General features: G+C 36.2%; 19 protein-coding genes. 7 read left to right on the forward strand and 12 right to left on the reverse strand.

Annotated elements, in window-relative coordinates; all coding sequences use genetic code 11:
• Window positions 1–10: 10 nt before the first annotated feature.
• Complete coding sequence (locus ACNSTQ_RS02520; protein WP_418198277.1) at window positions 11–652, reverse strand: NfeD family protein; 642 nt, start codon at window positions 650–652, stop codon at window positions 11–13.
• A gap of 91 nt (window positions 653–743) precedes the next feature.
• Between ACNSTQ_RS02520 and ACNSTQ_RS02525 the strand changes: the two genes are divergently transcribed.
• On the forward strand, window positions 744–866 hold the full coding sequence (locus ACNSTQ_RS02525; RefSeq protein ID WP_418198278.1) for a hypothetical protein: 123 nt from the start codon (window positions 744–746) through the stop codon (window positions 864–866).
• Window positions 867–1,322: 456 nt separating this feature from the next.
• On the opposite strand, the gene ACNSTQ_RS02530 is transcribed toward ACNSTQ_RS02525, so the two are convergent.
• Together ACNSTQ_RS02530 and ACNSTQ_RS02535 are read right to left on the reverse strand one after the other, a co-directional pair.
• Window positions 1,323–2,195, reverse strand: a complete 873-nt coding sequence (locus tag ACNSTQ_RS02530) for a DUF1002 domain-containing protein (protein ID WP_418198279.1) — start codon at window positions 2,193–2,195, stop codon at window positions 1,323–1,325.
• Window positions 2,196–2,329: 134 nt separating this feature from the next.
• Window positions 2,330–3,553: an MFS transporter gene (locus ACNSTQ_RS02535; RefSeq protein ID WP_418198280.1), complete on the reverse strand. Its 1,224-nt coding sequence runs from the start codon at window positions 3,551–3,553 to the stop codon at window positions 2,330–2,332.
• A gap of 104 nt (window positions 3,554–3,657) precedes the next feature.
• Between ACNSTQ_RS02535 and ACNSTQ_RS02540 the strand changes: the two genes are divergently transcribed.
• Together ACNSTQ_RS02540 and ispG are read left to right on the forward strand one after the other, a co-directional pair.
• Window positions 3,658–4,026 carry a hypothetical protein gene (locus tag ACNSTQ_RS02540; protein WP_418198281.1) on the forward strand — a complete coding sequence of 123 codons (369 nt, stop codon included), beginning with the start codon at window positions 3,658–3,660 and terminating at the stop codon, window positions 4,024–4,026.
• A 96-nt stretch (window positions 4,027–4,122) separates the two neighbouring features.
• Window positions 4,123–5,211 (forward strand): flavodoxin-dependent (E)-4-hydroxy-3-methylbut-2-enyl-diphosphate synthase, encoded by a 1,089-nt coding sequence (ispG, locus tag ACNSTQ_RS02545; protein ID WP_418198282.1) that lies wholly within the window; start codon window positions 4,123–4,125, stop codon window positions 5,209–5,211.
• A 118-nt stretch (window positions 5,212–5,329) separates the two neighbouring features.
• On the opposite strand, the gene ACNSTQ_RS02550 is transcribed toward ispG, so the two are convergent.
• Window positions 5,330–5,734 (reverse strand): DUF4190 domain-containing protein, encoded by a 405-nt coding sequence (locus ACNSTQ_RS02550; RefSeq protein ID WP_418198283.1) that lies wholly within the window; start codon window positions 5,732–5,734, stop codon window positions 5,330–5,332.
• Between the two features lie 120 nt (window positions 5,735–5,854).
• Here ACNSTQ_RS02550 and ACNSTQ_RS02555 point away from each other — a divergent pair, with 120 nt between their 5' ends.
• Complete coding sequence (locus tag ACNSTQ_RS02555; RefSeq protein WP_418198284.1) at window positions 5,855–6,433, forward strand: hypothetical protein; 579 nt, start codon at window positions 5,855–5,857, stop codon at window positions 6,431–6,433.
• A gap of 128 nt (window positions 6,434–6,561) precedes the next feature.
• On the opposite strand, the gene ACNSTQ_RS02560 is transcribed toward ACNSTQ_RS02555, so the two are convergent.
• From ACNSTQ_RS02560 to ACNSTQ_RS02575, 4 genes are all read right to left on the reverse strand, one after another.
• Window positions 6,562–6,990 (reverse strand): Fur family transcriptional regulator, encoded by a 429-nt coding sequence (locus ACNSTQ_RS02560; RefSeq protein ID WP_418198285.1) that lies wholly within the window; start codon window positions 6,988–6,990, stop codon window positions 6,562–6,564.
• Window positions 6,987–7,844 carry a metal ABC transporter permease gene (locus ACNSTQ_RS02565; protein WP_418198286.1) on the reverse strand — a complete coding sequence of 286 codons (858 nt, stop codon included), beginning with the start codon at window positions 7,842–7,844 and terminating at the stop codon, window positions 6,987–6,989. Before ACNSTQ_RS02565 ends, ACNSTQ_RS02560 begins: the two co-directional genes overlap by 4 nt.
• A 76-nt stretch (window positions 7,845–7,920) precedes the next feature.
• Window positions 7,921–8,787, reverse strand: coding sequence for a metal ABC transporter permease (locus ACNSTQ_RS02570; RefSeq protein ID WP_418198287.1), 867 nt, complete (start codon window positions 8,785–8,787; stop codon window positions 7,921–7,923).
• Window positions 8,780–9,562 carry a metal ABC transporter ATP-binding protein gene (locus ACNSTQ_RS02575; protein WP_418198288.1) on the reverse strand — a complete coding sequence of 261 codons (783 nt, stop codon included), beginning with the start codon at window positions 9,560–9,562 and terminating at the stop codon, window positions 8,780–8,782. Before ACNSTQ_RS02575 ends, ACNSTQ_RS02570 begins: the two co-directional genes overlap by 8 nt.
• 170 nt (window positions 9,563–9,732) lie before the next feature.
• Here ACNSTQ_RS02575 and ACNSTQ_RS02580 point away from each other — a divergent pair, with 170 nt between their 5' ends.
• Window positions 9,733–11,271, forward strand: coding sequence for an exopolyphosphatase (locus ACNSTQ_RS02580; protein WP_418198289.1), 1,539 nt, complete (start codon window positions 9,733–9,735; stop codon window positions 11,269–11,271).
• 83 nt (window positions 11,272–11,354) lie between these two features.
• Window positions 11,355–13,469 (forward strand): RNA degradosome polyphosphate kinase, encoded by a 2,115-nt coding sequence (locus ACNSTQ_RS02585; protein ID WP_418198290.1) that lies wholly within the window; start codon window positions 11,355–11,357, stop codon window positions 13,467–13,469.
• 110 nt (window positions 13,470–13,579) lie between these two features.
• Here the strand turns inward: ACNSTQ_RS02585 and ACNSTQ_RS02590 are convergent, their stop codons facing one another.
• Together ACNSTQ_RS02590 and ACNSTQ_RS02595 are read right to left on the reverse strand one after the other, a co-directional pair.
• Window positions 13,580–14,458, reverse strand: a complete 879-nt coding sequence (locus tag ACNSTQ_RS02590; RefSeq protein WP_418198291.1) for an iron chelate uptake ABC transporter family permease subunit — start codon at window positions 14,456–14,458, stop codon at window positions 13,580–13,582.
• A complete protein-coding gene (locus ACNSTQ_RS02595; protein ID WP_418198292.1) occupies window positions 14,458–15,213 on the reverse strand; it encodes a metal ABC transporter ATP-binding protein in 756 nt (251 codons plus the stop codon). Before ACNSTQ_RS02595 ends, ACNSTQ_RS02590 begins: the two co-directional genes overlap by 1 nt.
• A gap of 338 nt (window positions 15,214–15,551) precedes the next feature.
• Between ACNSTQ_RS02595 and ACNSTQ_RS02600 the strand changes: the two genes are divergently transcribed.
• A complete protein-coding gene (locus ACNSTQ_RS02600) occupies window positions 15,552–15,827 on the forward strand; it encodes a DUF2624 domain-containing protein (RefSeq protein WP_418198293.1) in 276 nt (91 codons plus the stop codon).
• Window positions 15,828–15,966: 139 nt separating this feature from the next.
• Here ACNSTQ_RS02600 and ACNSTQ_RS02605 read toward each other — a convergent pair whose 3' ends face one another.
• Both ACNSTQ_RS02605 and ACNSTQ_RS02610 read right to left on the reverse strand, forming a co-directional pair.
• Window positions 15,967–16,857: a deoxyribonuclease IV gene (locus ACNSTQ_RS02605; protein WP_418198294.1), complete on the reverse strand. Its 891-nt coding sequence runs from the start codon at window positions 16,855–16,857 to the stop codon at window positions 15,967–15,969.
• Window positions 16,858–16,883: 26 nt separating this feature from the next.
• Window positions 16,884–18,197, reverse strand: coding sequence for a DEAD/DEAH box helicase (locus ACNSTQ_RS02610; RefSeq protein ID WP_418198295.1), 1,314 nt, complete (start codon window positions 18,195–18,197; stop codon window positions 16,884–16,886).
• Between the last annotated feature and the right edge of the window lie 21 nt (window positions 18,198–18,218).

The following is an 18,218-nucleotide window of genomic DNA, read 5'->3' on the forward strand; positions in this document are numbered from 1 at the left end:
TACTAACTACTTAACCGTTACTTTCATCTACTTTTTTCACAACAATACGCGTACCATCAACAGATACAACTTCGATGACAGTGTCTTGTGTTAACCAATTATTCTCACTCGTAGCACTATACTGTTTTCCATCAACTTCCATAGTACCAATTGGGCGGAACGGAGTTATTGCTCTTCCTCTTTTTCCGATTAACTCTTTATACGTATCATTAATTGAGTTGTAGCCTAATTCCCCTGTTAATCGATCTCTTAAAGTCATTTTTGACCATAGGTTTCTCGACGGGAATACCTTTAGAAACAGTAAAGCAGTTGTTGCACCCAGCACTAAACCCATGGCAACTAAAGCCCCGTATAAAAAATTTGGTGCAGGGATAGCCAGAGCTACGATCATCAAAATAACACCTAAAAATGCAATCGTTCCGTCACTAATCGCCTTTCCATCAACGATTATTAGAACTAATCCAGTAATATACAATAAAACAACCCAAATCCCTGTATCACCAGCAATATGGTGAGAGAAGTAAACCGCCATAATTGCAATACCAAGAACACCGAAGACTCCTTTAACCTTAACAAGTAACTCTCCAAATAAGAAAAGTGTTCCTAAAAAAACAACGAGAAATCCCATACTTGCAATATTTAGAACATCCATTGCTTCAACCTCCAATCCTTTATAATATACGAAATAAAATAATATAAGTTTCATTTCAATTTTTGGTTAAACTATAAATGAGGTGAAATTTATGAAAAAAACGACCAGTAATGATAAGCAGCAGACCAAACCTATAGTTCAAACGTTACCAAGGCAACAACCTGCTTCCACAAACGCATTTGCTACGGTAAAAACAAAGTCGCTCCTCATTTAAAATTTTATCAAATATTACAAGAAAACTACATACTTAAGGTGGCCGATTTAAGAAAAACGAAAGGACACTATAATAAAGTATTAGCTAGCACCCTCCTTATGCAATAACTTAGCATAAGGCAACAATCTTTTAGAAAGGCTCTTTTCTAAGAGATTGTTGCTTTTAGCTATTGGACCGTAACCAAGCGAAAGCTTGGTTCTTCACGCTTTAGCGTGAAGCTTTTGAATATAAATCAGCCAGATGGATAAATGAATTTATCCATTAGGGCTGATTTATATTCAAAAAACGGTCCAATAGCAACAAATTTTACGAAAAACAGCCTTTAGAAAAGAGCCTAGCATAAAAAAAGCTGACTCAATGTGCCATACTATTAATTAAACTAATTAAACGCAGTTACAAAGTAACCATCAATTTTGTTAATTAGTTAAATAATAGCACTTATGAGTCAGCCATTTTTTATCTAAACAATCCTTTGATCGCCTCAATGAAACGTGAAAGTACATCTAATAATGATGCAATAAATGATTGCGTATCTTCACGATTTAGGAAATCTCCTAAGTTGTCGCGAATTTTCCCAATTTGATTTTGTACTTGGTTCCAATCTATATTTAAATCCTTTAAACGCATAAATAATGAAACGAGCCCGTTTAACTCTTCCTCTGTCAGAGTAACTCCTAATTCTTGAGCAATTCTTTGAATGAGAGCACGTAGATCTTCCTCAGAATCAACCGGATTTTGAGCGATCTCCTCTTTAATTCGGTTCATTAGCTCAGTTGCTTCTTCCATCCCTATTCGCTCAGCAAGCTTACCTGTTCGGACCATTTCTTCGTTGGCAATTTGTTTTTGCTCTTCTGGGATTTCAATATCAGCTGTTATTTCATACGCTTTAATAATTCCTGTTAAACCCGCAGTCCCTGAAACTCCAAATGGTGCCGTTACATAAATATCGGCATCTTTCACTCCTGCTGTTACAAGAGCATTTGCATACATACCTTCAGAAACCCAATCAATATTATTTGTCTCTACATTAAGACCAGATCCAGATGTCGTTAACGTAATCATCGAAGAAGAAATCGCTCTCGTCCCAATTTGAGCCCTACTCACATAATTCCCTAAGTAGTGATGTTCTTCTTCGTTGGTAACATAGATAATTTCTACATCTTCTGGTGCACCCATTTCATTAAGTATGCTTTGCTTTTGTTCATCAGTTAAATTGGCTCCTAGTGTAACAATCATATCTCCTGGCGCTGCATCCGCTGCAACTAAACTTGGTATTAGAATTGTAAACACTAGCAGTAACGGAATTAATTTCTTTTTCATAAAACTCATCTCATCCATCTCCTTTGAAGACCTCAATCAAATAGTTGACATCCTAAACTTAAGAAAACTATTTTTCGAGGAAAATTTAAAGTGACTTTTGACCTATTTATGTGTGTAAAACTTTAAAACTCAACCATCTTTTCTCATATTCTAGAGCTACAATCCCTTAAGATAGGTATACATGTCCATGAAGAAATTAGAATGATAAACGAAATGCCAACTAAAAAAAATGAAAAGAAAAATAACTCCATTGGATCATGCATTAAAATACTAAACGTTATAGGGCCAAGAGCAACTCCTAGAAAACGAACCATCGAGTATAATGACACAACTAAGCCCCTTTCTTTTATTCCAACTGAAGCTGTCACTGCCGTATTAGCTGCAGGGAGAAAAAAACCTAGACCAATTGAGGCTAATGAAATTAATACTAATAAGCCTAGTAACCCATGAAAAAAGATAAGCAATGCAAAGCTGGTTAACAATACGCTTAATCCTAACAGTAAATACCGCTTTACATAATTTTTGTTATCTCCCATATTCTTACCTGTCCAATATGAAAATACAGTTAAAAACACAAGAGGAAGCGCTAAATAAATCCCTTTTAGAGTACCATAAACTCCATAGCTCTCTTCAAGATAATAGGACATAAAAAACATAAGTCCAAATAAAAGAAGCAAACCAACTCCACTGGCGAGAAATATAGGAATAAGCCATTTAAACTCACGCAGAATGATTTCTTGCACTGAACGGTGGTAGTCTTTCAATCGTAATGGCTCTGCTTCTTTCATCCGTTCTTTAATCCAAACTTTTATTCCAAAGTATGCTAGAAGGGCAAGAAAAAAATAAACAAAAAACGTCGCAAACCATAAATAAACTGCAATAAAAGCCCCGACTATAGGACTTACCACCTTACCTAGGCTGTTAAACACTTCAACTGTTCCTAAGGCTTTACTTCTATCCGTTCCTACAAACAGATCACCAGCTAAAGCCATTGCCATCGGTGCTGTTCTCCCTGCTCCTACCCCTTGGAAAAACCTGCCTAATAGCAGCATCGAAAAAGCGCTTTGACCCTCAAAGAAAACTGGGGCTAACGCTGAAAAAATACTGCCTAACATAATAAAAAGAAGCGAAACTAATATCACCTTTTTCCTTCCTATCCGATCTGAAATTAAACCTATTATCGGTATCATAAGTGCTGCTGGTATCGAAAACACGGTGAGAACTAAGCCGCCTTCAATCGCAGTTAGTTGCAGTGCATGTTGGATATCAGGGATGATCGGAATAAACATTGAGTTCCCGACAACCATGACAAATGGCAGTAATCCAATGATGTATATAACTACTGTTGTAGAAGCCCCCTCTTTCATTTGTGTTTTCCCCTCCTAAAAAAAGAAAAAATTCTAGTCATATTTCTTACACTTGCTGAATATATATTGTTAAGATGTTTACTCATACTAGGGAGGACAAGCCATTGAGTACCCAATTCAGCTTCAAACACAGTGTGATCTTTATCATCATTCTTTTTATTATTTGTTATAGCATTTATTATGATCTATCTACTGGTACTTTACCCAAAGCAGACAAACCAACAACAAGCGAGACAAGTTCAGAGAATTATCCTAATATTGTCGTTGAAGAAGAACCGTTTCCTGCCCAAGAAGTCGTTGTTCAAAATGGATATACTGTTTTATCAATTGTAGAACATTTACATGACGGTCCCGTACCTGCATCTATTCAACAAATTGTTTATGATTTTCAAGAATTAAATCCAGGTGTGGCAGCGGATAATATAAAGGTTGGAAAAACTTATCTATTTCCCCTATATTTAAAATCAGAGTAACAATACCTTGCCAAACAAAATGAGGGACTGATAAAATAAACACGTATGTCATTTGTACAATATACTTAGTTGAAAAATAAAAGGGGCGAATGATTCATGACCCAAATTACACATCGAACCCAAACTCGACCTGTGAAAGTTGGCGGGATTACGATTGGTGGAAATAATGAAGTCGTTATTCAAAGTATGACTACAACCAAAACTCATGATGTGGAAGCAACAGTGGCAGAAATCCACAGGTTGGAAGAAGCGGGTTGTCAAGTGGTTCGAGTAGCTTGTCCGGATATGCGGGCAGCAGAGGCTATTTCTGCTATTAAAGCAAGGATTAACATCCCTCTCGTTGTCGATATACATTTTGATTATAAGCTTGCCTTGAAAGCCATTGAAGGTGGAGCTGATAAAATTAGAATTAACCCAGGGAATATTGGGAGAAGAGAAAAAGTAGAAGCAGTTGTTAAAGCAGCAAAAGAAAAAGGTATTCCCATTCGTATTGGAGTAAACGCTGGCTCACTCGAAAAGAAAATTTTAGATAAATATGGGTATCCTACAGCTGATGGAATGGTCGAAAGTGCATTACATCATATTAGTATCCTTGAAGATCTTGATTTTCATGATATTATTGTTTCAATGAAAGCATCAGACGTTAATTTAGCAATTGAAGCCTATGAGAAAGCAGCTAAAGCTTTTAGTTACCCGCTACACCTAGGAATAACGGAGTCGGGTACACTATTTGCTGGGACAATCAAAAGCGCTGCAGGATTAGGTGCGATTTTAAACATGGGTATTGGAAATACTGTTCGTATTTCACTAAGCGCTGATCCTGTTGAAGAAGTAAAAGTTGCTCGTGAACTGTTAAAATCATTCGGTTTAGCTGCAAATGCAGCAACATTGATTTCATGCCCAACGTGTGGTCGTATTGAAATTGATTTAATTAAAATTGCGAATGAAGTTGAAGATTATATTTCAACCATTAAGGCACCAATTAAAGTAGCTGTTCTTGGTTGTGCTGTGAATGGACCAGGTGAAGCACGAGAGGCTGATATTGGCATTGCTGGAGCTCGTGGAGAAGGCTTATTGTTTAGACACGGTGAAATAGTAAGAAAAGTTCCCGAGGAAATAATGGTTGAAGAATTAAAGAAAGAAATTGACAAAATCGCTCAAGAAAAATTAGCAAAACAAGAGTAGTGATTTGAACTGGAAGTTATATTTTGAGCATGCAATAATAAGCACACGCTAGTCGCGTGTGCTTATTCAATAACTCCCCTTCAAAGTTTAGGTGATGTGGATTCTTGCTTTGACCCTGTTAGAAGAATGGTGAGAAGAAGACGGTTAAGATAATGGACAGGGCACCGATACCGATCGCCCAGTTACCCAGTGCATTTGCACCAGCTCTTCTTGCAACGAACCCGACAATGATCCCTGATGCACCTAAAAGGATCGGTAAAAAGAATAATGACAGGATAGAAAGCACGATAGCAAACGTACCAACACCACGGCCTGATGCAGTTGCATCATCATAGTTTGCTTCAGCTGTTTCTTCCCGCTCTACTGTTCGACCACCAAAAGCACCTGTCATTGGTGTAACTTCAGCAGCCGTTTCTTCTTCAAATGTGTCTACTCTTTCGCGGTCTCTTTCTTCTGGTCTTAAGTCAATCGTTCGTGTATCACGATCGTTAAAGTTGTTGTTGAAATTGTTATTGTCAGCCAAAACTAATCCCTCGCTTTCTATTTTTGGGGGAGCATTAATAGTATGACTCACGATGCTCTGATTATAGGTGACAATGATTGCATGCATAGGAAACGATTTATTTTTATTACGAGGTGAATTATGAAGAAGTCTAGAGTTTTTGGTTTTGATATCGATGGTACAGTTACCGATCCAGCTACTTTCGTTCCATATTTAAATAAACACTTTAACAAAAATATTACATTAGATGATATTACTGAATATGATCTAACTCAAGTGTTAGGTATTACATCAGAACAATTCTGGCAATGGTTAAAAGACCATGAAGGCCATATTTATTCAAAAGCAGACTTAGCTCACTATGCACAAAACGCATTACATAATTGGAAAAACAATCACAAGATGGTTTATATTAGTGCTAGAGGAGATCATTTGTACGATCTAACGGAGCAGTGGTTTCATGCCAAAAAGCTTCCATACGATAAGATTAATTTAATCGGCAGCCACGATAAAATAAATGCCGTTAAAGATCATCAGCTTGATATCTTTTTTGAAGATAAGCATGATAATGCGTGTGATATTGCCGAAGAGTGTAATATTCCTGTCGTTTTGTTCGATACCCCTTATAATCGTCTCTCTTCTCCGAAGAATGTAATTCGAGTTGAGAACTGGAACGAAGCAACCCATTGGGTCGAACAGTGGCTAAAAAATGAGGAATAGGAAAAAAAGCCATTCTTGATAGAAATAACGGCCTGTCTATAGGCTATATACCGCAACAACTAAATCAAGCAGCCGATAGCTAAGTATCAAAAAGGAAAGGTAAGACTCGTCTTTCCCTTTCCTTTTCTTTATGAATTGGTGCTAACGGGTGCACAACTTTTGCAATACCCATATATTTCAAACTTGTGTCCAGTAACTTCAAAATCTGGGAATGTAATATTGATGTTTTCCATTGGACAGTCGTGGACTGCTTTTGTTTTTCCGCACTCCAAACAAATTAAGTGATGGTGATGTTGCGTTGTTGAACAGGAAAACCGAAACTTTTTCTCCCCATCTAATTCTGTTACTTCTAAAATTTCCAATTGTGCAAACGTCGCTAAGTTTCGATAAATCGTATCAAAGCTTAAACCCGGATAATCCTTATACATCTTCTCTAAAACATCTTTAGCGGAAAGATATCGCTTTTCATCGGCAAAAAGTCGAAGCATTTCTTCACGTTTTTTCGTATATTTATATCCTTTTTCTTTTAAGAGATCCATTGCTTGCGTAACGTTCATTCAGAAATTCTCTCCCTTCGCTTTCCTTTTATCAGATGGTGTAAAACGTGTGCCATTACAAGCCATAAGGTGGCAAATAATACAATTCCACCACCAGTTGCTACATTTAAGTGATAAGAAAAAAAGGATCCAGTCGCCATTGACAATTGACCGAAGAGGACGGATAACACCAGAAGCTGCTTAAAGCTTTTAGCAAACACAACCGCAGCTGCAGCAGGCAATACAATCATCGCTCCGACTAATAATATACCAACGACTTTCATCGATATTGCTATAACTAACGCGATTAGAAAGGAAAAGATAAAATTCAAGCGTTTAATGGATATCCCTGAAACTTTGGCAAATTCCTGATCAAACGATATCGCCACAAATTCCTTATAAAATAAAAACAGAATAATAAGCACTACTATTGAAGTCACGATCATAAAATATAAGTCCTGTAACGTCACACTAACTATGCTTCCAAACAAATACATAAACCACTGATTATAGCCTGTTTTAGAAACACTAATGATGATTGCACTTAACCCGACTCCAGCTGATAAAATAATTGGAATAGCTATTTCTTGAAAATCCTTGTACACCTGTCTTAATCTTTCAATTAATAATGATCCAAAAAACGCAAACAGCAAACCGAAATATAGCGGATTAACATTTGAAAAAAAGGCTAATGTTTGCGTAAGCAATACACCTGCAGCTATTCCTGTCAATGTAATATGAGATAAAGACTCTGAAATAATTGAAATTCTCCGAACGAGTAAAAATGAACCTAACAACGGGCAAATGAAACCAATTAAGAACGCTGCGACCATTCCTCGTTCAATAAAAGTTAAATTTGATAATAGATCTAACATCCAAGTACTCCTACTCTAATCTGTTATTTGATTTTACTTTAGAACAGACCCCAAGACAACAATCAACTCTTTAGGTTTATATACCTACACTCGTTTTTTTTCTATACGTAAATTTATCCTTCCACTTTTTAATGGATAAACAAATGATTAAGATAAAGACGGAAATGATAACAATGGTTCCACCTGGTGCCAAATCCAATTGAAAAGCCGTAATTAATCCTCCAATTACTGCAATTTCTCCAAACAAAATCGAGTAAAAGAACATTTGCTTGAACCCTTTTGCAATACGCATACTAGCTGCAACTGGAAGTGTCATTAACGCCGATACTAGGAGAATTCCAACAATCCTCATCGAAGCAGCTATAACAAGTGCCACAATAATGATAAACACGAGATGAACAAAGGATTTATTTAAACCTGAAACTTTGGCATGTTCTTCATCAAAAGCTAAATAAAACATCTCTTTAAATAGAAAAATCGTAATGATAATGACAATAATAGATGTAATTAAAACCGTATATAAATCAGAACGACTTACGGTGATAACACTCCCAAACAAATAATTAAACAGGTCATTGTTAAATCCATCGGCTAAGGAGATGAATACAACCCCAATCCCAATCCCACTAGATAAAATAATTGGTATCGCTAATTCCTGATAAAACTTATAGACATTTCTAATTTTCTCAATAAGTAAAGATCCTCCTACCGCTGCACCCATTCCCATGTAAAGAGGATTAAGCCCTTGAAAAAAGATGAAATATTTTCCCAACAGTAAGCTAGCTGCAATTCCTGTTAATGTAATATGAGATAGAGCATCAGCAATCAGTGACAACCTTCGAACGACAAGGAACACTCCTAACATTGGTGCGATCAGACCTATAAGCAATCCTGTATAAAAAGCATTTTGTAAAAACTCATATTTCAAAAAAGCCTCAATCATGTTCACAGCCCCCGTCACAATGATTGTGGCTTAGTAGTTGAACATTATGGCCAAAGAATGATGACAGGTTATGGTTCTTTTCAAATTCCTCACGATCGCCATGAAAATGTATAGTCGTATTAATACAGGCAATATCCGTTACATGTTCAACCATTTTAGTGATGTCATGTGTGACTAATAACAATGTAATGTTTTTATTTTTATTGAGTTCAATTAACATTTCATAAAAAGAATGGACAGAGCTTGCATCAACACCAACAGTAGGCTCATCTAAGATTAGGAGCTTTGGGTCACTGACTAAAGCTCTGGCAATAAACACACGTTGTTGCTGTCCGCCGGAGAGTTCACCAATATTTTGATTCGTAAATTCGGTCATACCTACACTTTTAATTGCCGCATGAACTTTTTGTTTGTCTTTTTTCGTCATAAAACGAAATAATCCAATTTTAGCATATAACCCCATTGATACTACTTCGAAAACAGTAGCTGGAAAACCCGAGTTAAAGCTATTTGCTTTTTGAGAAACAAATCCTACTTTATCCCACGCTTTAAATTTGTTTAATGGTTGACCAAACAACAAAACTTCACCATTTTGCGGAGATAATAAACCGAGTATGCATTTTATTAATGTCGATTTTCCAGATCCGTTTGGGCCAACAAGACCCAAAAATGCACCTTCTTTTATTTTTAAATTAACATTTTCCAAAACTTCTTTGCTATCGTAGCGAAAAGATAATCTGTTGACTTCTATCGCATAAGCTTGATGATCAGTCATACTGTTCCTCCAAATCAAAACTATACCTACATTATAGCATAAATAAGAATTGTTCTTATTCAATAAACAAAAATGCCTCCTCGCACATGAATGCAAAGAGATGTAGAAAATTATATAATAAAACAAATACATCTGAAATCCAATTCTTAACTACAGGGATGTGAATTTTAATGGCACAAAGAAAGTTAGCAATTATTGATATGGGTTCTAACTCTATTCGGCTCGTAATTTATACCATTCAAAGTAACGGATGTTATCATGAACTCCATAACTTTAAAGTTGTTGCTAGATTAAGTAGCCATACGACAATAGATGGAAGCATTACAGATGAGGGGATAGAAATCATTGTCGAGACGCTTAGTCGTTTTAATAAAATCATAAATGACCATCAAATTGATTATGTTAAGGGGGTAGCAACAGCTGCCTTACGTCTTGCTCCAAACCAAAGAGAAGTACTGAACATCATAAAAGATAAAACAGCTCTTTCCTTTACTGTTTTAAGTGATTATGAAGAAGCCTACTATGGTTACTTAGCTGTTACCAATTCTACAAATATCGAAGACGGCATTTCCATTGATATTGGTGGTGGAAGTACTGAAGTAACTTTATTTAAAAATAGAAAATTACTGAAATATGTTAGTTTTCCATTTGGTGCTATCACTTTAAAAAACCGTTTCATTGAAAGTGATCCTCCAACCTTAGATGAAATGAACAATCTAAAACAATTCTTAATTAACCAATTTTCTTCATTTAATTGGATTGTCAATACAGAACTTCCCGTCGTTGGAATTGGTGGTACCGCTAGAAACTTATGTTTAATGCATCAACGCAAGATTAACTATCCTTTGCCAGGCCTTCATCAATATGAGTTACAACCAAATGACATTCATGAAGTTCAACAGTCTTTACTAGAACACCCTTTTACTGAAAGGCAAAATGTAGAAGGCCTGTCTAAAGATCGAGCAGATATTATTATTCCGGCTATCCAAGCTATTTCTACATTAGTTGAGGTGACAAGGGCACCTGTTTTTATCATGAGTAACAAAGGATTAAGAGATGGGGTATTTTATGAGGAGGTGCTACAGCAAATAGGAATTGAACAATTTCCAAACGTTGCTGAAGAAAGCTTCTATCAACTTTCTTACAATTATCAAATCAATGTTGAGCATGTTCAGCAAGTTTCAAAGCTGGCTTCTGCTATTTATAAAGAGTTATCTCCTTATCTTCTTGAAAAACTCAATGATGAGGATAATTTGAAATTGCTTCGTTATAGTGCTAGGTTCCTTTATATGGGTGAATATATTAGTAACGAAGCTAGTAGTCAACACACCTTTTATTTACTATCTAATATGACGATCGATGGATTGACCCACGAGCAACGATTGGGGGTTGCTCTAATATCTTCTTTTAAGTCAAAACCTTATCTACTTCAGTTCGCTGGCCCTTATAGTGAACTCTTAACGAAACAACAATTAAAACGTTATGAATTGCTCGGTGCCATTTTAAAGCTTGCCTATTCACTCAATCGAACTCGAAGAAATGTCGTTTATAAATGTGTTGTTCACAAGACATCAAAAAGAGAGATCCAGCTGCAACTCTATTGTCATGATGATTTTTACTTTGAAGAAGAACAAGCCCAAAAGTATAAAAAGCAAATTGAGAAATTACTCAATTTTAACGTTGAGTTGCATTTCCAAAATAATAACTAATTTACACAAACTTTACATAAGATTTACAATTAATTGATATTATGGAATGAGATTAGATATTTTCTTTGGAGAGGTTGATAATTATGTCGACAAGATACATCGAACAAAATATGCCCATTGATCTAAATAATGCAACCTTCTACAATAACCGTGAGCTCAGTTGGTTAGCCTTCAACGAGCGTGTCTTAGAGGAAGCCATAGACGAAAGAAACCCACTATTGGAAAGATTAAAATTTTTAGCAATATTTAGCTCGAACTTAGACGAATTTTTTATGGTCCGTGTCGCTGGCTTAAAAGACCAAGTAAAAGCGGGATTTAACAGACCAGAAAATAAAGCAGGGTTAACACCAAAACAGCAATTAAAAAAGATCTCTGAAAAAACACAACAACTTGTTCGTCTTCAGGATAATATGTTTTGTGAGACATTATTACCGATGCTCTACCATGAAGGCGTTCAATTCTTAGCCATTGATGAAGTAACCAATGAGCAAATGATGTTCTTAGAAGAACGCTTTTTACATTATATATTTCCTGTTTTAACGCCTATGGCAATTGATGCCTATCGTCCTTTTCCAATGCTATTAAATAAAAGTTTAAACTTAGCTGTGTTACTTAATGACACTAACCAACAACAAAAAAAAGAACGCTTAGCCATTGTACAAGTTCCAAGTGTATTAAATCGATTTATCCAACTACCTAGCCAATGTGAAAAACAACAGTTTATTTTGCTTGAAAATGTAATCAGCCATTTTATTGGTCAATTATTTAAAGGGTATGAAGTGCAATCGGTATCTCCATTTAGGATTACTCGTAACGCTGATTTAACAATACATGAAGAAGGAGCTCGTGACCTCTTAAGAGAGATTGAAAAAGAATTAAAGAAGCGAAAATCGGGGTCTACCGTTCGTCTTGAAATTCAAGAAGGTTTGATGGAGCCTAAAGTGTTAAGCCTTTTACTTGATGTATTAGAAGTTCATAGAAGAGATGTTTATTCTTTCAAAGGCCCTTTAGATTTATCGTTCCTATTTAAGCTTTATGGAAAACTAATATCAGATTACGAGCATCTAGCGAATGAAAATTTAATACCACAGCAACCTGAAGATTTAATAAACGAGGATAATATTTTCCAAGCAATTGATAAAAAGGACATTTTTCTTCATCATCCATATGAATCCTTTCAACCGATACTTGATTTCTTAGGGATGGCTGCAGATGACCCGAATGTACTCGCTATCAAACAAACGTTGTATCGTGTCAGCGGTGACTCACCGATCATTAACGCCTTAGCAAGAGCAGCAGAAAACGGAAAGCAAGTAACTGTTCTTGTCGAATTAAAAGCACGTTTTGATGAAGAAAATAATATTCAATGGGCTAAAAAATTAGAAAAAGCGGGTGTCCATGTTATATATGGAATTACGGCTTTAAAAACACATAGTAAAATTACACTAGTCGTTCGCCATGAAAATGATAAGATTCAACGTTATGTCCATTTAGGAACAGGAAATTACAATGACTCAACCGCAAAACTATACACAGACATGGGCATTCTTACTTCAGATGAAGGTTTCGGCATTGATGCAACTAATTTCTTTAACTATTTAAGTGGGTATAGTATTAAACCAATCTGGAACCACCTTTCTACTGCACCTTTTCAAATTAGAGAAACGTTTATCGAAGCCATTGATCAGGAAATTGAAGCTCATTTACAATCAGGAAATGGACGGATTATTGCTAAGATGAATTCGCTAACGGACAAGCCAATTATTCTAAAACTTTATGAAGCTTCACAAGCAGGAGTCAAAATTGATTTAATTGTACGAGGAATTTGTTGTTTAAGACCTGGTATTGAGGGGGTAAGTGAAAACATTCGTGTAAGAAGTATTGTCGATCGTTTTCTCGAGCATAGCCGTATTTTTTATTTTCATCACGATGGCGAGGAGAAAATCTTTCTTTCGTCTGCAGATTGGATGACAAGAAATATGGAAAAGCGAATTGAAATCTTATTCCCGATCTATAGCCCCCATATTAAAAGACGAATTATTGAAGTTTTAGATATCACCTTAAAAGATAATGTAAAAGCTAGAGAGCAAGACAAGTTTGGTCATTACCATTACCTACCACAGCAAGAAGGTGAAAAGCAATTACAAAGTCAACTTACTTTTTATAGAATGGCTACTCGCTTTAGTGAAGAAAGTTAATATTTGAGAAAAGCGCAAGGAAGTGAGCGAAGTCTCGCTAGGTACTGGAACTAGACATCTTTAAATTATATGTAAAGAGGCACTCATCCCATAAATGAGTGCCTCTTTTTCTATGATGCGGCCCTTTGAGCCCTTTGAACCTTTGAACGAAAGTACCTAGTGACAACACCTTGTTTTGGTGAAAAGAAAAACACAATCCCAAATATAACTGAAGCAACAAGCACGATCGAAGCCCCTGACGCTACATCATATACAACAGAAAAGAAAATCCCTAATACAGCAGATATCGAACCAAAGAATGCTGATAAAAATAACATCACGGGGAATCGATCTGTTAATAAATAAGCGGTTGCTCCAGGGGTAATTAACATTGCCACAACTAAAATAATACCTACTGTTTTTAACGAAGCGACTGTTACTAAGGATAACAGAAGCATCAATAAGTAATGAATCATTTGTACAGGTATTCCGGCTGCTTTCGCCATAGTTGGATCAAATGTACTCATGAGTAAAGGACGGTAAAATAAGAAAATCATTAACAGAACAAAGACGCCAATTCCAAACGTCACCCATAAATCACTTCGAGATACAGCTAAAACATTCCCAAACAATATGTGCCATAAATCTAATGATGTTCCACGCAAATTAGTTAATAAAACGACACCAAGGGCAAATGCAGCCGTAAATAATATTCCTATTGCTGAATCGTCTTTAATCCGACTATTCTGTGAAACATAACCAATCCCAAGTGCCGTTAAGACCCCTGCAATTACGGCACCCACAAAGAAACTAGCACCGACCATATACGCAATGACAACCCCTGGTAAAACAGCATGCGAGATCGCATCTCCCATCAGAGCCATACCACGTAATATTATAAAACAACCAATTACGCCGCAAATAATCCCAACTAATACTGCTGCAATTAACGCTTGTTGAAGATAATTATAACGGGAAACTTGGTCAATAAAAGATAATATTTCTTGCATTAGTTACCCACCACCATCATTTGGTCATTGTCTTTAAATAGTTTAATCTTACCTTTGTATGTTTGTGATAGCAGTTCTGGTTTAAACGTTTCACTCACTTCTCCATACCCGATTAGTTCTTTATTCACTAACATAACTTGATCAAAGTACTCTTCTACCTTGCTTAAATCATGATGAACGACAAGGATCGTCTTATTTTCTTCTCTTAGTGACTTTAAAATATTTATGATGATCTCTTCAGAGGTTACATCAATTCCTGCAAAAGGCTCATCAAGGAAAAACAGTGTGGCTTGTTGGGCTAATGCTCTAGCAATAAAAACACGTTGTTGCTGCCCGCCAGAAAGCTCACCAATTTGTCGTTTTCTAAAATCGATCATTCCTACCTTCTCTAAAGCCTCTGTGACAATTCTTTTATCATCTTTTGAAGGTCGTTTATACCAAGGCAAGTGAATATAACGTCCCATCATAACGACATCTTCTACAAGCACAGGAAAATCCCAATCAATCAGACTTCGCTGCGGTACATATGCTATTTGTCTTCTCGCCTTTTTAATAGACTTATCTAAGGCATTTATTCCGCTGTTCGTTGACTTTTCTAAGCCTAATATTGCTTTTATTAAAGTTGACTTCCCAGCTCCATTCGGGCCGACAATTCCAATTAATTTCCCTTCATCAGCAGAAAAGCTTACATTATTAATTGCTTGAAGATTATCGTAATAAACGGAGAGATTATTTACCTCTAACATTCTTCCCATTTTTAAACCCCTCTCTGTTATAGTCGATCATCGGTCTTATATTAAAGTTTAGACCTTATAGCAACAGGCTTAACTTTCTAATGTTAAGTTATCGTTAAACAACGTATCCGCAATTTATCTAAACCTATTTTATGAAAGGTATTTAGGTTTTGTGATTAAAAGTTTCCTTAGGTAAACTTTTTATAATATAACCAATTATATTAGCTAGGGGGAAACTTTGTAAATGGTTTTTTATAAATTCTTTTTTCGAACAAGCTAAAAAATCATGTTTGGTTTCTTTTCACAATTTTCTAGGCCGTTCATAAACTGTAGGTATTAGTGGGTAAGGAGGAAAACTGATGTTAAATCCTTTTTTTCAACAAATGATCAATCATAAAATTAATTCTTTAACAAAAAAAGAATTAGTTGCTTTATCTCACCAACATCAAATGCCTATCACAGAAAAACAAGCAAGTGAGGTAATTCAAGTTCTACAGTCCGAACCAATTGATGTTGGAGATCGTACACAAGTTGAACGGTTAATCAATCGCTTACAAACAGAAGTAGACCCCTATGTTTCAAAAGTAATTACTCAATTACTTAACCAATATGGGCATTTACTGGACCAACTGTAATCTAGAAATGAGGTACTATTTTGCAACTCATCGCAAAAAAGACTGTATCATGGACCTATTACACCTTAAAAGGTGTGGAAAGGTATGAGACAGTCTTTTTTTCATTTAGCCATGTTTAATAATACTGTTACAGCAATGCTTATGAGCCCATAATAACTTCTTTTAATTGGTCATTAAAATTAGAGCTTTTAAGCATTTCAATTTCGTGCTTGTATGGAGCCTTTTTATTATTTTTATCTTCACCAATATAAGGAGTCTCTAAAATCTTTGGAGTATCCTTTAATTGTGGGTGATGGACAATGTGACGTAGTGCATCGTAACCGATATGACCAAAACCGATGTTTTCGTGTCGGTCTTTTCTTGCCCCGCGTTCATTTTTGCTATCATTGATGTGAAGTACTTTAATGCGGTCAATACCAATTAACTTATCAAATTGCTCGAGTACACCATCAAAATCATTAACGATATCATATCCTGCATCATGAGTATGGCACGTATCAAAACAGACAGATAATTTTTCGTTGTGTGTAACCCCATCTATAATGCTCGCTAACTCTTCAAATGAACGTCCACATTCAGTCCCTTTTCCAGCCATCGTCTCAAGAGCAATTTGAACCTTTTGCTCTTTTTCTAAAACCTCATTTAAACCTTCTATTATTTTTTTTATTCCAGCTTCAGCCCCTGCTCCAACATGTGCACCAGGATGAAGAACGATTTGTTTTGCTCCTAACGCTTCGGTTCGTTCAATCTCACTCCGTAAAAAGTCAACACCTAAACGAAAGGTGGCAGGCTTTTCTGTATTGGCAATATTAATAATATAAGGTGCGTGAACGACAATTTCATCGATCCCATTTTCTTTCATATGAGCTAACCCAGCTTCAATATTCAACTCTTCAATAGGTTTTCGACGTGTATTTTGAGGGGCTCCTGTATAAATCATAAAGGTATTTGCCCCGTATGAAACAGCTTCCTCACTTGATGCTAATAGCATTTTCTTACCACTCATTGACACATGTGATCCTAATAACATCTTCTCCACTCCAATAATTATTTTATTTATTTATTCTTTCTACGATTTATTCTTCTGTCGCGCTTATCTTGCTTTTCTTGTAAATAGCGTGCTTTCTTTTTATAACCTGGCTTCACTTTTTTAGGCCTAGCAATCGCTTTACCGCTGCTAACTGGGCTTTTGGCTTTAGGCCTACTTCCACCGAATTTCTGCTTATCCAATGTAATTAACTCACCATTTTTAACCTCAGTGAAAGTGAAAGAAATTCCTCTTTTCATTAACTTCTCGATTGCCTCTTGCTCATGTGGTTCATAAATCGTAACAGCTAGTCCCTCATTTCCTGCACGTGCTGTTCTCCCCACACGATGAATATAGAAATCAAGGTCTTTTGGTATATTGTAATTGATAATATGAGTAATTCCTTTAATATCAATTCCTCTAGCCGCTAGGTCCGTCGCAACTAAGTACTGAATTTTTACATCATTGACTTGCTTCATCACTTGCTTTCTTTCACGTGGTTGCAACCCGCCATGCAATCGCCCTACATTTAACCCTTGTGAAAGCATCGCATTTGCTACTTCATCTGCTTGTTCTTTTGTGTTCGTAAATATAATGGCAAGGTACGGATTAACGCTTTTAGCCACTTCAATGGTTACTTCAATTTTATTTCGGTGTCTTAGTGAAATTAAACGATGCTCAATTTTAGGGGCAGCAGCATGTTCAGGTTTCACATGAACATGTCTTGGGTTGTTCATATATTTACGTAAGAACGGCTGTAATTTTTCGGGAATTGTAGCCGAGAAAACTAGCATCTGTAAATCGACACTCATTCGCGAAGCTACTTTATCCACATCTTCTAAAAAGCCCATATCTAACATTTGATCAGCTTCATCCACAACTAGCATCGGTGTCTCTTGAACATTTAGAGCTTGATCTTCAATTAAGTCATTAATACGTCCAGGTGTACCAATGACGATGTGAGGCTGTGTTTTTTCAAGCTTGTCAATCATTCGAGAGCGGTCTGTTCCTCCAACGAGGAGTTTTGCCTGAATGGTTTGTTCCTCTTGATGATCTAATAACTTTTTCAGTTCATTAAATATTTGTGTCGCCAACTCACGTGTCGGTGCAGCGATGACGGCTTGTACCTCTTCCCTTTCAGAATCAATTACATCTACAATCGGTAATAAGAACGCCAACGTCTTACCTGAACCTGTTTGTGATTGACCAATAACATCCTTACCACTTCGTATGGCTGGAATTAATCGTTCTTGTATTTCCGTTGGTAATGTAAAGCCTTGTGCTGTTACTGCGTTTATTAAAAAAGCTTGTAAATCGAAACGAGCAAAATTTGAATTTGTCATAACTGTCTCCTACCTCTTTTT

Source organism: Alkalihalobacterium sp. APHAB7, assembly GCF_048323755.1.
Classification (GTDB): Bacteria; Bacillota; Bacilli; order Bacillales; family Bacillaceae_F; genus Alkalihalobacterium.

Coding starts and splice junctions, on each gene's coding strand:
- ACNSTQ_RS02520 (WP_418198277.1), bottom strand. CDS start 652: ATGGATGTTCTAAATATTGCAAGTATGGGATTTCTCGTTGTTTTTTTA.
- ACNSTQ_RS02525 (WP_418198278.1), top strand. CDS start 744: ATGAAAAAAACGACCAGTAATGATAAGCAGCAGACCAAACCTATAGTT.
- ACNSTQ_RS02530 (WP_418198279.1), bottom strand. CDS start 2,195: ATGAGTTTTATGAAAAAGAAATTAATTCCGTTACTGCTAGTGTTTACA.
- ACNSTQ_RS02535 (WP_418198280.1), bottom strand. CDS start 3,553: ATGAAAGAGGGGGCTTCTACAACAGTAGTTATATACATCATTGGATTA.
- ispG (WP_418198282.1), top strand. CDS start 4,123: ATGACCCAAATTACACATCGAACCCAAACTCGACCTGTGAAAGTTGGC.
- ACNSTQ_RS02555 (WP_418198284.1), top strand. CDS start 5,855: ATGAAGAAGTCTAGAGTTTTTGGTTTTGATATCGATGGTACAGTTACC.
- ACNSTQ_RS02560 (WP_418198285.1), bottom strand. CDS start 6,990: ATGAACGTTACGCAAGCAATGGATCTCTTAAAAGAAAAAGGATATAAA.
- ACNSTQ_RS02565 (WP_418198286.1), bottom strand. CDS start 7,844: ATGTTAGATCTATTATCAAATTTAACTTTTATTGAACGAGGAATGGTC.
- ACNSTQ_RS02570 (WP_418198287.1), bottom strand. CDS start 8,787: ATGATTGAGGCTTTTTTGAAATATGAGTTTTTACAAAATGCTTTTTAT.
- ACNSTQ_RS02575 (WP_418198288.1), bottom strand. CDS start 9,562: ATGACTGATCATCAAGCTTATGCGATAGAAGTCAACAGATTATCTTTT.
- ACNSTQ_RS02580 (WP_418198289.1), top strand. CDS start 9,733: ATGGCACAAAGAAAGTTAGCAATTATTGATATGGGTTCTAACTCTATT.
- ACNSTQ_RS02585 (WP_418198290.1), top strand. CDS start 11,355: ATGTCGACAAGATACATCGAACAAAATATGCCCATTGATCTAAATAAT.
- ACNSTQ_RS02590 (WP_418198291.1), bottom strand. CDS start 14,458: ATGCAAGAAATATTATCTTTTATTGACCAAGTTTCCCGTTATAATTAT.
- ACNSTQ_RS02595 (WP_418198292.1), bottom strand. CDS start 15,213: ATGGGAAGAATGTTAGAGGTAAATAATCTCTCCGTTTATTACGATAAT.
- ACNSTQ_RS02600 (WP_418198293.1), top strand. CDS start 15,552: ATGTTAAATCCTTTTTTTCAACAAATGATCAATCATAAAATTAATTCT.
- ACNSTQ_RS02605 (WP_418198294.1), bottom strand. CDS start 16,857: ATGTTATTAGGATCACATGTGTCAATGAGTGGTAAGAAAATGCTATTA.
- ACNSTQ_RS02610 (WP_418198295.1), bottom strand. CDS start 18,197: ATGACAAATTCAAATTTTGCTCGTTTCGATTTACAAGCTTTTTTAATA.